Annotated in this window: 10 protein-coding genes; 5 read left to right on the top strand and 5 right to left on the bottom strand. The window is 69.2% G+C overall.

From position 1 onward, the window contains the following. Window positions 1–26 precede the first annotated feature (26 nt). A complete protein-coding gene (locus tag AC07NI_RS04995) occupies window positions 27–974 on the top strand; it encodes a LysR family transcriptional regulator (protein ID WP_494616607.1) in 948 nt (315 codons plus the stop codon). Window positions 975–980: 6 nt separating this feature from the next. On the opposite strand, the gene ilvD is transcribed toward AC07NI_RS04995, so the two are convergent. After that, on the bottom strand, window positions 981–2,828 hold the full coding sequence (ilvD, locus tag AC07NI_RS04990; RefSeq protein WP_494616606.1) for a dihydroxy-acid dehydratase: 1,848 nt from the start codon (window positions 2,826–2,828) through the stop codon (window positions 981–983). Window positions 2,829–2,924: 96 nt separating this feature from the next. Between ilvD and AC07NI_RS04985 the strand changes: the two genes are divergently transcribed. The 4 genes from AC07NI_RS04985 (at window position 2,925) to AC07NI_RS04970 (ending at window position 8,303) form a co-directional block, all read left to right on the top strand. Continuing rightward, complete coding sequence (locus AC07NI_RS04985) at window positions 2,925–3,827, top strand: LysR family transcriptional regulator (protein ID WP_494616605.1); 903 nt, start codon at window positions 2,925–2,927, stop codon at window positions 3,825–3,827. Window positions 3,828–3,907: 80 nt separating this feature from the next. Then, a complete protein-coding gene (locus AC07NI_RS04980) occupies window positions 3,908–6,238 on the top strand; it encodes a TonB-dependent receptor (RefSeq protein ID WP_494616604.1) in 2,331 nt (776 codons plus the stop codon). Next, entirely contained in the window at window positions 6,235–6,798 is a 564-nt protein-coding gene (locus AC07NI_RS04975; protein ID WP_494616603.1) for a hypothetical protein, read from the top strand. The genes AC07NI_RS04980 and AC07NI_RS04975 overlap by 4 nt, the downstream gene beginning before the upstream one ends. Continuing rightward, the gene (locus AC07NI_RS04970) at window positions 6,798–8,303 is read left to right on the top strand and encodes a PepSY-associated TM helix domain-containing protein (protein WP_494616602.1); all 1,506 of its coding nucleotides are present in this window, start codon (window positions 6,798–6,800) and stop codon (window positions 8,301–8,303) included. The genes AC07NI_RS04975 and AC07NI_RS04970 overlap by 1 nt, the downstream gene beginning before the upstream one ends. Here the strand turns inward: AC07NI_RS04970 and AC07NI_RS04965 are convergent. The 4 genes from AC07NI_RS04965 to AC07NI_RS04950 all read right to left on the bottom strand — a co-directional run bounded on the left by AC07NI_RS04965 (window position 8,300) and on the right by AC07NI_RS04950 (window position 12,635). Continuing rightward, window positions 8,300–8,812, bottom strand: a complete 513-nt coding sequence (locus AC07NI_RS04965) for a MarR family transcriptional regulator (protein ID WP_494616601.1) — start codon at window positions 8,810–8,812, stop codon at window positions 8,300–8,302. The two genes, AC07NI_RS04970 and AC07NI_RS04965, sit on opposite strands and share 4 nt — an antisense overlap. Window positions 8,813–8,911: 99 nt before the next feature. Next, on the bottom strand, window positions 8,912–10,471 hold the full coding sequence (locus AC07NI_RS04960) for a serine hydrolase (RefSeq protein WP_494616600.1): 1,560 nt from the start codon (window positions 10,469–10,471) through the stop codon (window positions 8,912–8,914). Beyond that, window positions 10,468–11,583: a YkvI family membrane protein gene (locus tag AC07NI_RS04955; protein WP_494616599.1), complete on the bottom strand. Its 1,116-nt coding sequence runs from the start codon at window positions 11,581–11,583 to the stop codon at window positions 10,468–10,470. The genes AC07NI_RS04960 and AC07NI_RS04955 overlap by 4 nt, the downstream gene beginning before the upstream one ends. Next, the gene (locus tag AC07NI_RS04950; protein WP_494616598.1) at window positions 11,580–12,635 is read right to left on the bottom strand and encodes an N-acetyltransferase DgcN family protein; all 1,056 of its coding nucleotides are present in this window, start codon (window positions 12,633–12,635) and stop codon (window positions 11,580–11,582) included. Before AC07NI_RS04950 ends, AC07NI_RS04955 begins: the two co-directional genes overlap by 4 nt. Window positions 12,636–12,638 lie beyond the last annotated feature (3 nt).

Genomic DNA, 12,638 nt, shown 5'->3' with positions numbered 1-12,638 from the left:
AGAAATGATATGTCTTCACACCAGCCATGAACGCCGTGAATTTCAGAACCGCCGACCTCAATCTCTTCCGGGTGTTCGTCACCCTGCTGGAAGAGAAGAACGCAACACGCGCCGGAGAGCGCCTCGGGCTCTCGCAATCGGCCGTCAGCCATGCGCTTCGACGCCTGCGCGAGATGGTCGGCGACGACCTCTTCGTGCGCGGCCAGACCGGTCTGAGGCCCACGCCCCGCGCGCTGGAAATCGCCGACACCGCGCGTACGGCCCTGAAGATGCTGGAGACCGCGGTCACCAACCAGCGCTTCGACCCGGCGCTGGACACGCACACCTTCAACATCGCGGCCGGGACCTACATCTCCTACGTGCTGGGTCCGCTGATCGCCGAGCGGGTGATGGCCACCGCGCCCAACGTCCAGATCCACTTCCACAACCTTTATGCCGGCATGACCGAGGACCTCGACACGGGGCGACTGGACATGGTCATCGGCTGTTTTGAGGCGATCCCCGGCCGCTTCTCCTACAGCCCGCTGTTCGAGGAGACCGGCGTCTGGGTGGTGCGCGGCGATCACCCGCTGCTGGCCGCCGGCATCGACTACGACGTCCTGGCCCGCCTGCCGCGCCTGGGCGTCTCGGGCGGCGGGGCCGACGATCCGGACCGCACCTCGGCCGGCCACCTGGGCCTGCGCCGCGTCACCTCCTGGGGCGACACCTATGCGCTGGGCGACAACCCCTACCAACCATTCACGGTGCAGGACTCGTTCAGCGCCATGAACATGGTCGGACGGTCGGACATGACCTGCATCCTGCCCCGCCGCCTGGCCCAGCTGGCCGCCGACCGGGGCAAGGTGGTGATGGTCGAGCCGCCGAACGCCCCGCCGCCCACGCCGTTCGGCGCGGTGCTGCGGGCCAGCGACGCGGCGGATTCGCCCAATGGCTGGCTGCTGGACCTCTGCCGCGAAGCAGCGGCCCAGCTCTAGCCTCGACTATTCGACCTGGCTGACGTCGCGCACCGCGCCGCGCGCGGCGTTGGTGGTCATGGCGGCGTAGGCGCGCAGGGCCGGCGAAACCTCACGCTTGCGGTCCAGCGGCTTCCAGGCTTTCGCCCCACGAGCCAGTTGGGCCTCGCGGCGTTCGGCGATGACCGCGTCCGACACCTCCAGCGTGATACCCCGGTTGGGGATGTCGATCAGGATGGAGTCGCCGGTCTCGACCAGGGCGATCAGGCCGCCTTCGCCGGCTTCCGGCGAGACGTGGCCGATCGACAGGCCCGAGGTGCCGCCCGAGAAGCGGCCGTCGGTGATCAGGGCGCAGGCCGCGCCCAGGCCCTTCGACTTCAGATAGGTGGTCGGGTACAGCATCTCCTGCATGCCCGGCCCGCCCTTGGGGCCCTCGTAACGGATCACCACGACCTCGCCGGCCACGACCTTGCCGCCCAGGATGCCGCTAACGGCGTCTTCCTGACTTTCGAACACGCGGGCCACACCCCGGAAGGTCAGGATCGAGTCATCCACCCCGGCCGTCTTCACGATGCAGCCCTCGGGGGCCAGGTTGCCGAACAGCACGGCCAGGCCGCCATCCTTCGAGAACGGATGCTCGACAGAGCGGATGACGCCCTTCTCCCGATCCAGGTCCAGCTCTTCCCAGCGCGCGGCCTGGCTGAAGGCGATCTGGGTCGGCTTACCGCCCGGCGCGGCGCGGAACAGCTCGTGGGCGACTGCGCTGTTGGTGCGGCCGATGTCCCAACGGGCCAGGGCTTCAGCCATCGTCGTGGCGTGGACGGTCGGCTGGGTGGCGTCGATCAGGCCGCCGCGCTCCAGCTCGCCCAGGATGGCCATGACGCCGCCGGCGCGGTGGACGTCCTCCATGTGCACGTCGGCCTTGGCCGGCGCGACCTTCGACAGGCAGGGTACGCGGCGCGACAGGCGGTCGATGTCCTCCATCTTGAAGTCGACCCCGCCTTCCTGAGCGGCGGCCAGCAGGTGCAGCACGGTGTTGGTCGAACCGCCCATGGCGATGTCCAGGCTCATGGCGTTCTCGAACGCCTCGCGCGTGGCGATGCCGCGCGGCAGGGCCGTGACGTCTTCCTGCACGTACCAGCGCTCGCACAGGTCGACGACCAGGCGGCCGGCTTCCTTGAACAGAGCCTCGCGGTCGGCGTGGGTGGCCAGGACCGAGCCGTTGCCGGGCAGCGACAGGCCCAGGGCCTCGGTCAGGCAGTTCATCGAGTTGGCGGTGAACATGCCCGAGCAGGAGCCGCAGGTCGGGCACGCGGCCTTCTCGATCGCGGTGACTTCCTCGTCGGTGTACTTGTCGTCGGCGGCCACGACCATGGCGTCGACCAAGTCCAGGGCGCGGATCTGGCCCTTGATCTGCACCTTGCCGGCCTCCATCGGACCGCCCGAGACGAAGACCACCGGGATGTTCAGCCGCATGGCGGCCATCAGCATACCGGGCGTGATCTTGTCGCAGTTGGAAATACAGACGATGGCGTCGGCGCAATGGGCGTTGACCATGTACTCGACGCTGTCGGCGATCAGCTCGCGGCTGGGCAGCGAGTACAGCATCCCGCCGTGGCCCATGGCGATACCGTCGTCGACGGCGATGGTGTTGAACTCCTTGGCCACGCCCCCGGCCGCCTCGATCTCGCGGGCGACCAGCTGGCCCAGGTCCTTCAGGTGCACGTGACCCGGGACGAACTGGGTGAAGCTGTTGGCCACCGCGATGATCGGCTTGCCGAAGTCCTCGTCCTTCATGCCCGTCGCGCGCCAGAGGCCGCGGGCCCCCGCCATGTTGCGGCCGTGGGTCGAGGTGCGTGAACGATAGGGAGGCATGGGAAATCTCAATGTCGGCGGTGTGGTTATTTAGGCCCGTTCCGCCCGCTCGCAAAATATATTAGTTCATCGATATTAGGTCGCACGAGATATCAGATGGACGCCCGCCAGCTTCGCCACTTCGCCGCGGTGGCCGATACGCTCCACTTCGGACGGGCGGCCGAGCGCCTGGGCATGACCCAGCCGCCGCTCAGCCAGTCGATCATGAGCCTGGAGCGCGACCTGGGCGCACCGCTGTTCGAGCGCACCAAGCGCAGCGTCCGCCTGACCGCCTTGGGTGAGCAGTGGCTGCCGCATGTACTGGAGTCTCTTGCAGCGCTGGACGGCCTGCCGGCCCTGGCGCAGCAGATGCGCGACGGCCAGACCGGCTACCTGGCGCTGTCGTTCGTCAGCACCGCCGACTACAGCGTCCTGCCCTCGCTGGTGCGGCGCTACTCCCAGGCCTATCCGGATGTCGAGATCCGCCTGTTCGAGGCGACCAGCGACGTGCAGATCCCGGCCATCGTCAGCGGCGAGCGCCATGCCGGCATCATCATCCCGCCCGCCGACCACCCGCTGCCGCCCGCCCTCGCCTATCGCCGCCTGCTGCGCGAGCCGCTGGTCGCCGCCGTGCCCAGCGCCTGGATCGAGGACGGCCGCATCGCCCGCGAGACCGAGCTTTCCAGTGCCGAGGTGCTGGCCTCGCCGCTGATCCTGTTCCCCAAGCACGTGGCCCCGGCCTTCCACGACCTGGTCACCGGCTATTTCGCCTCCCTGGGTGGCACGGCGCGGATCGTCCAGGAGGCCATCCAGATGCAGACCATCATCAGCCTGGTCTCCAGCGGCCTGGGTATCGCCCTGGTGCCGGCCTCGCTGCGTAACCTGGCCCGGGCGGGCGTGAGCTACGTCCCGCTGGCCGGCGCGGCGCCGATGCTGGAGACGGGCCTGGCCTGGCGACGCGACGACGTCGCCCCCACCCTGGCCAACGTCCTGAAGCTGCTGGACGAACCGGCCTCCTAGGGGTGCGACACTTGCAAATGAGATTGACTCTCATTTTTATCTAAAGTAGCGCCCTCCTCCTGTTTTGACTGGGGGATTTGATGCGCCGTTCGCTGCTGACCGCTTGCTCGCTAGGGATTTTGGCCCTGGCTCACGCCGCCGCCGCCGAGGAGACGCCCGCCGCGCCGGCGCCCGTCGCCGACCAAGCGACCGCCGTCGAGGCCGTCATCGTCACCGGTGAAAAGGCCTCCCGCTCGCTGCAAGAAACCGTGTCCAGCGTGGCCGTGACGACGGCCGCCCGCATCGAGCGCGAGAACCTGCGCACCTTCTATGACGTGGTCGCCCGCACGGCGAACATGAGCGAGACCTACGGCAAGACCGGTTTCACAATCCGCGGCGTCAGCAACATGAACGTCTCGGGCGGCGGCACCGGCGGCCTGGCCACCGTCTATGTCGACGGCGCGGCCCTGCCGCTGGAGGCCACGTTCGGCGGCCCGCTGGAGCTGTGGGACATCGGTCAGGTCGAGGTCTTCCGGGGCCCGCAATCGACCCTGCAGGGCCGCAACTCGCTGGCCGGCGCGGTGATCATCACTTCGGCCAACCCGACCTATACGCCCAGCTTCCGCGCCAGCGTCGGCCTGGCCAGCGGCGACGAGCGCACGGTGGGGATCGCCGGCGGTGGCCCGATCGTCGCCGACCAGCTGGCCTTCCGCGTGGCCGTGCAGAAGAAGGAAAGCGACGGCTTCGTCTACAATCCAGTCCTCAAGCAGGACATCGAGGCGGTCGACAACCTCTATGTGCGCGGCAAGCTGCTCTACACCCCGACCGCCCTGCCCGGCCTGAAGGTGATCACCACCTACGCCCACAACAAGCGCGAGTCCGGCTACCAGTTCACCTATTCGCGCACCGACCGCCCCGACTACTACGACCATCGCGTCGACCTGTCGGACACGCCTTCGCGCACCAACTCCAAGTCCGACATCTTCACGGTGGACGGCAGCTACAAGCTGTCCGACGCCCTGACGCTGAACGCCATCGTCTCGTGGAACAAGGTCAAGACCGACGCCACGATCGACTTCGACTTCAGCCCGGTCGCCAGCTCGTACGGCACGCGCGACACGGCCACCGAGACCACGTCCGAGGAGGTCCGCCTGAACTACGAGGGCGACCGGCTGAAGGGCCTGATCGGCCTCTATCACGCCAAACGCGACGCCAAGGACTTCTCGGTCAGCCGCACCAACGTGCCGTTCCCGCGCGCCACCCTGGTCAATGTCCTGACCTCGACCCTACTGACCGGCGTGCCGTCGCCCACGCCCGCCCAGCAGGCGGCCGCCGCGGCCCAGGCCAACGGCTTCGCCAACCTCTATATCGCCGCCCTGCCGGTGATCCCGGTCGACTATTCCGGCGACCAGCCCTCGACGATCGACACCAGCGCCATCTTCGCCGACGCCAGCTTCGCCCTGACCGACAAGCTGAGCCTGCTGGGCGGCTTCCGCTACGACCACGAAGAAAACACCTCGAGCACCAAGCAGACCGCCGTGTTCGCCGGCGCCTATCCCAGCGCCACCGGCTTTGGCCCCTACGCCCCGTACGTGACCCAGGTGAACGGCTTCGTGGCCGGCATGATCGCCCAGGCCAACGCCTCGGCCCCGGAGAACACCCGCAAGTTCAACGCCTTCCTGCCGAAAGCTGGCCTGAAGTACGAGTGGACGCCGGACATCAACACCAGCCTCACGGCTCAGCGCGGCTATCGCTCGGGCGGCTCGACGGTGAACCAGGCGCGCTCCAGCGTCGCGGCCTATGAGCCGGAATACACCTGGAACTACGAGGCCTCGCTGCGCACGGCCTGGCTGGACGGGACCCTGACGGTCAACGCCAACGCCTTCTACACCGACTGGAAGGACCAGCAGGTCATCGTCAATCTGGGCCTCAACGCCTACGACTACGAGGTCAAGAACGCCGGCAAGTCGCACTTGTACGGCTTCGAGCTGGAGGTCGCCCAGCAGCTGACCACCCAGCTCTCCTGGTACGCCTCGATGGGCCATACCAAGACCAAGTTCGACGAGTTCACGATCACGGCGGGCGACGACAACCGCAACCTGTCGGGCTCGGAATTCCCCTACGCCCCGCAATGGACCCTGGCGCTGGGCGGCGACTACCGCTGGAGCGACGGCTGGCTGGCCCACCTGGACGGCAGCTACAAGTCGAGCTCGTTCTCGGCCGCCGGCATCGACCAGGCCCAGGACTCGCCGGTCAAGAGCCGCCTGCTGTTCAACGGCCGCTTCGGCTACGAGCGCGAACACTGGGGCGCGTACGTCTATGGCAAGAACCTGCTGAACGCGACCTACAGCCAGTACACCCGCACCGACATCCCGGTGTCGATGCTGGGCGAGCCGCGCGTGGTCGGCGTGACGCTGGAGACCCGCTGGTGAGCCCGCTCTGGGGTCTGGCCTTGGCGCCGCTACCGCTGGCGGGCGTCTATCTGCTGAAGCGGGCCTGGGACGAGGCGCGCCCTGAACGGCCGTGGCTGATCCTGGGCGGCTGGGGCCTGCTGGTCCTGGCCATCGCCGCGTCGGCGCCGCTGCTGGGCGCGGTGCGCGGGCCCTCGGCCATGCTGGCCATCGCCTCCACGGTCGCCCTTTTCTTCGTTGGGGCTGGGGTCGAGCGCCGCAACGCCAGGAAGAAGGCCGCGCGCGAACTGGCGCCCGAGCCTTCCGACCGCCGCCGCGTCGTCTGGCGCGGCTGGCTGCGCGGCTTCCTGGCAGGGCCCCTGGCCGGGATCGCGGCGCTCGGCTGCGGCCTGGCCGTGGCCATCTGCGCGCCGGGCCAGATCCAGAGCCGCATGGTCATCGGCGGGTTGATGGTGCCGTTCCTGTGGGCCGGCGGCATGGCCTGGACGCTGTCCGACGACAAGATCCTCCGCGCCTTCGCCGTCCTGGCCGGCGTCTCGGTCGTGACCTTGGGCGCGGCCTTCCTGAAGGGAGCGCTGTGATGGACGGCTCGACCGCCGCTGCGCCGGCCAAACGCGCCAAAGCCGTCGGCAAGCCGATCTGGCCGAAGGTCCCCGCCGACTTCGTCCGCGCCATGCTGGCCGGCCACTCGGCCCTGGGCCTGACCTTCGCGGCGCTGATCTATCTGGTCTGCTTCTCGGGCTCGATCGCCGTCTTCACCTACGAGTTCAACCGCTGGGAACAGCCGGCCGGACCCGTGCTGCACGAGGCCTCGCCGCAGGCCGCCGACGCCGCGTTCCGCGCGGTTCTGGCCAAGAACCCCAAGGCCCACGATCTCTTCATCCGCCTGCCCGAGCCCGCCGCGCCCCGCCTGTCGGTCCACGGCGACGACGCCAAGGGTAGCGAGCACACCTATGTCGCCGACGCGACCGGCAAGCTGGCAGCCGAACAGAAGCTGCCCTGGAGCGAGTTCCAGGCCGAGCTCCACACCGTCCTGCACCTGCCCCGCGCCTGGGGCGGCTTCATTGTCGGCCTGACCGGCGTGGCGTTGCTGTCGTCGTTGGTCTCGGGCGTGCTGTCGCACCCGCGCGTGTTCAAGGACGCCTTCGCCTTCCGCTGGGGCGGCTCCAAGCGTTTGCAGGAGGCGGACCTGCACAACCGCATCTCGGTCTGGGGACTGCCGTTCCACCTGATCGTCTCGCTGACTGGCGCCTTCCTGGGCCTGACGGTGATCATCGTCGGCGTCCTGGCCGTGGCCACCTTCAAGGGCGACACCAGCAAGGCCTACGCCCTGTTCCGAGGCCCGACCGTGGCCGACGATCCGCGCCCGGCCGCCAAGGTCATCGACATCGCCGCGACGCTGAACGCGGTGAAGGCCCGCTATCCCGACAGTCGCCCGACGTACCTCTATGTCGAGCATCCCGGCGAGACCGGCCAGCACGCCAGCGTCAACGTCCTGACCGAGGGCCGCCTATCGCGCGGCGAGACCGTGGTCGTCGACGGCGACGGCAAGATCCGAGGCGAGGTCGGCTACGAGAGCGGCTCGGTCGGTCTCCGCGTGCTGGGGGCGATGACCCCGCTGCACTTCGGTTGGTTCGGCGGCTGGCCTATCAAGGTCGCCTATTTCCTGCTGGGCCTAGGCCTGACCGCCGTGACCTCCAGCGGCGTCGCCATCTGGCTGGCTCGCCGGCGCGACAAGGGCCGCCCGGCCCCGCGCTGGGAGCGGGTGTGGATCGCCTTCGTCTGGAGCCAGCCGGTGGGCTACGCCGCCTCGGCCTTGGTCGCCCTGTTCGCGCCCGCGCCGCCGGTCGCCGTCTGGGGTCTCGCCACCCTGGCCAGCATGGGCGCGGCGATCATCTGGACGCCGCCGGTGATCTCGGCCCGGCTGCGGCTGCTGTCAGCGGCGTTGTTCGCGGGCGTAGCGGTGGTCCACATCGCCTTGAACGGCGGACGGTTCGCCGATCCCGTCGCCTGGGCGGTGGACCTGGGCTTCGTGGCCGCCGCTGTCCTGTTGGCATTGAGCGTGCGGCTGTCGCGGCCGGCCTAGCCGCCGGTCAGGGCCTTGGCGTAGTGCTGGCGGTCGATGATCGGCCGGCAGAACAGCAGCGCGCCGTCGATGACCGCGTCCTCGCTCAGCAGGGCCCGGAACCAGGCATTGGCCTCGGCCATGCCGCGATGCAGGGCGGTGACGCGGTAACTGTGCCGGCCCGTCACCGCCGCCGCTCGCGACACGCAAGGGTCGTCGCGCAGCCGCGCCTCCAGCCGGTCCAGCGCCGCGCCATCGGTCAGGCGCGTGCGCAGGTCGGCGATGCAATGGCAGACATCGACCGGCAGCCGCACGCGATCGACCACCTTCAACATGCCGCTCTGCTTGAAGCGGGTGATGATCCGGAAGGCCGTGGTCTGCGAGACGTCCAGCATCTGGGCCAGTTCGGCCACGGTCGGCAGCGGCTTGCCCTCCAGCCGGGCCATGATCGCGAGATCAGCCTCGACATCGTGACGCGGCGCCGGGCTCGTCCGTGAGGGCTGAAGCGATCCGGGCCTGAGCTGGTTCATCCGCGCCTCCTCCCCCGAGGCCAGGGAAGTTAAGCGCGGAAACCTCTGACGATCAACGAAATTCTCCAATCAGAGAATTTATGCCCGATTTGAGAAATCCTATTGAATGCCGGCTTTCGGCGTGAACAGCAGGTCGTGATAGTCCCAGCTGAAATCGGCGATCGGCGACGCGGCCTTCATGGTCACCCGCTCCACGCCGCCGTCGGCGTTGAGCCCGAAGGTGACATAGGCCGGCTCCAGGGTCTTGTCGTCGAAGCGGGTGACGAAGGTGTCGTACTGCCAGTGCTCCAGCTTGCCGGTCATGCGGGGCGTGGACTTGAAGTCGATGCGCAGGCCGCCCTCGCCCTGCGTCACCGCGATGTCGCCGTACCAGGGGTCGGCATAGGTCCCGGCGTACTTGGCCACCGGCAGCGAGGGTCCGACACCAGCGGGCTTGGCCTGCACGCCGCCCAGGGTCTTCAGCGCCCCGGCGATCAGCTGCTTCTTGTAGGCGATGTAGCGCTCGCCCCACGGCTCGGGCTTGAGGCCAAGGTAGTGGTCCAGCAGTTCCAGCATCAGGCCGCGCGGCAGCTCGCCGTCCTCGCTGTTCAGCTCGATCGAGAAGCCGACATTGCGGTCGGGGATCAGCACCACCACGGTCTTGAAGCCCAGCACCGCGCCGCTGTGCCAGACGATCTGGGTCCCGCGGTAGTCCTGGATCTGCCAGCCCAGCGCATAGGCCTGGAAGTTGGGCTTGGTGACCTCCATGCCGGGCGGGACGCGATCGATCGGCTCGATCACGGTCGGCTGCCACATGGCCTTGGACTGGGCCTCGCTGAACAGCCGCTGGCCGTCCGGCAGGGCGCCGTGGGCCAGTTGCAGCTTCAGCCACTTGGCCATGTCGTTGGCGCTGACGGCCATGCCGCCGGCCGGCGCGGCGCTGCGGGCCAGTTCGTCGCGCTCGTCGAGGACCTCCTGGTCGCCCGCCCCCCTCAGGCCGCCGTTCATGCGGGCGTGCGGCTGGGCGCGGTTGGCGTTGTCGAAGCGACGCTCGTCGGTGGTGGACGCCGTCATGCCGGCCGGGACCAGCACGTGGTCGCGGGTGTAGGCCTCCCAGGTCTGGCCGGTGACCGCCTCGATCAGCTGGCCGGCGACCATGTAGAGGACGTTGTCGTAGGCATAGCCGCTGCGGAAGCTGGTGGCGGGCTTCAGATAGCGCAGGCGGCGCACGGCCTCGGCGCGCGGGATGTTGCTGCGCGGCACGAACAGCAGGTCGCCCTGCCCCAAGCCTAAGCCGCTGCGGTGGACAAGCAGGTCGCGCACGGTCAGCTCTCGGGTGACCCACGGATCGTACATCTGGAAGCCCGGCAGGCGGTCGGCGACCTTGTCGTCCCAGGCGAGCTTGCCGGCGTCTACCAGAGTGGCCAGGGCCGCCGTGGTGAAGGCCTTGCCGGTCGAGCCGGTCATGAACAGGGTGTCGGCGTCGACCTTGGCCGGGTCGCCCAGCTTGCGCACGCCATAGCCCTTGGCCAGTACGGTCTGGCCCTCGTCGACGATGGCGATCGACAGGCCCGGCGCGCCCACCTTCTGACGCAGCGCCTCGACATGGGCGTCGAAGCCTTTGGGCGGCTGGACGACCGCGCCCGATGCGAGCGCGGCGGCGAGGACGAGGCTAATCATGGGACCTCCGGCTGGAAGGCGGGACGCTTGGAAAGACGGATGAGGCCGATCGTGGCCAGCGGCGCGACGTAGAGGGCGATCAGGGCATAGGCCAGCAAGCGGTAGCCGCCGGCGATCAGGCCGACCAGCCCGACCTTCTCGGCCAACACCATGCAGAAGACCAGCAAGGCCAGGGCGAAGCCGGCCCGGGCCCGGACGCCGAACGGCCGGCCCATCCGCGCCTGGAAGGCCCCGGCCACGCGCTCGTTGATGGCGTGGACCGCGCCGGTCCCGCTCTCCAGCAGGGCCGCGAAGACCATGAGCTGGAACAGCATCCGGAAGATCGGCAGGTTCAGCTTGGCTAGCAGCACGTCGGACGGCAGGGCCGCGCCACTGACCTCCGGCGCATAGGCGCACATGCAGACGAAGAAGACGAAGGCCGGGATCATGGCCAGCGGCCCGGCGATCAGGCCGGCGGTCACCGCGTCGCGGTCGCTGAGCAGGTGGCGGGTCACCGGCAGGATGATCACCGCCCCGATGATGTTGTAGCCGGCATAGGTGGTCCCGCCGACAAAGGCGTCCGTCCCGACCAGGACGGGGACCGAGAACGTGGCGGCGATGTCATGGCCAAAGGTGGTCAGGGCCAGCACCAAGAACAGGGCGTAGACCCCATAGAGCAGGATCGAGACCCAGACGAACAGCTGCTCGACCACCTTGCTGCCGAAGGCGACAAAGCCCGTGACACCCAGCAGCAGGGCCAGCATCCCCGCCCACTTGGGCGCGCCGAACACCGCGTGGCCGATCTCGCCCGCCGCCGCGCCGAACACGGCCAGCACGATGATGACGAAGAAAGCATAGGCCAGCTCGAACGCGATCCAGCCGCGCCCCAGCAGGGCCTGGAAGAAACTCCGATAGTCCCGCGCCCCGGTCGCTCGCGCGAACAGGAAGGTCAGGACGCACATGCCGCTCCAGATCAACGTCGCCAGGGTCAGGCCAACGAGACCGCCCCAGGGCCCGGCAGGCAGGAAGAACTCGGCGATCTCGCGGCCGGTGGCGTAGCCGCCGCCGATGACGGCGGCCTTGAACGCCAGGCCCGGCAGCAGCCAGCGGCGGAACCAGCCCTTCGCCGTCATGCGAGGCAGGCGTCCAGCAACCGCTCGAAGGCCGGCCCGCCGCGCAGCGGATCGGCGGCCGGCAGGCCCAGGCGCTGGGCCACCGCCTCGATCTCGGCCTGGGCGGCCTCGGGCGAGAGTTTGCCGGTGTTGAGGCTGACCCCCGCGCAGCGGATGTTCGGACTGGTCACTCGGCCCATCAGGATCGTCGCCTCGATCACCGCCTCGATCGACGGGACCGCGTGGCCTGGATGGCCGAGGACCTCGGTGCGGCCCGGCTCGTGGCAGACCACGAAGACGTCGGGTTGGCTGCCCTGCAGCAGACCCAGCGACACCGCGCCGTAGGCCGGATGCATCAAGCTCCCCTGCCCTTCGATCACATCGACATGGCTCGAGGCGGCGGCGGGGCTGAGCATCTCGGCCGCCCCAGCGATGAAGTCGGAAACCACCGCGTCGATCGGCATGCCGGCGCCGGCGATCATGATCCCGGTCTGACCGGTGGCCCGGAAGTCGACATCGACGCCCCTCCCCCGCAAACCTCGGGTGATGGCCAGGGCCGCGTACTTCTTGCCCAAGGCGCAGTCGGTGCCGACGGTCAGGATCCGCCGCCCCGAGCGTGGCTTGCCCGAGCCGACCGGAATGCCAAGCGGCGGGGTCCGCACGTCGATCAGCCGGCGACCGGTCCGTTCGGCGGCGGCCTTCAGCTCCGGGATATCGCCGAGCTTGGCGTGCATGCCCGAGACGATGTCCAGCCCCGCCTCCAGCGCCTCGACCAGGCCGGCGACCCAGGCCGGCGGGATGACCCCGCCGGCGTTGGCGACGCCGATCACCAGGCCGCGCGCGCCCTCGGCCGCCGCTTGCGCGGGGGCCAGGGCCGGCAGGCCCGTGCTGACCCGGCAGCCGGGCAGGACGAACTCGCCGACGCAGCGCTCGCCGACCCAGTCGCGCAGGCCGAACGCGGTCTTGGCGTAGCCGGGCTCGACCGTGTCGCCGAGGAACAGCAGGTAGGGCGACGGCAAGCCGCCGACCTCCTCACTGGCCTCATTGCGCGTAGCTCTGGCGATGGCGGTCATGCG

This window comes from Caulobacter sp. GW821-FHT10E02, assembly GCF_059415225.1.
The sequence above is the reverse complement of the archived record's forward strand: the minus strand, read 5'-3'. Positions and strand labels throughout refer to the sequence as shown.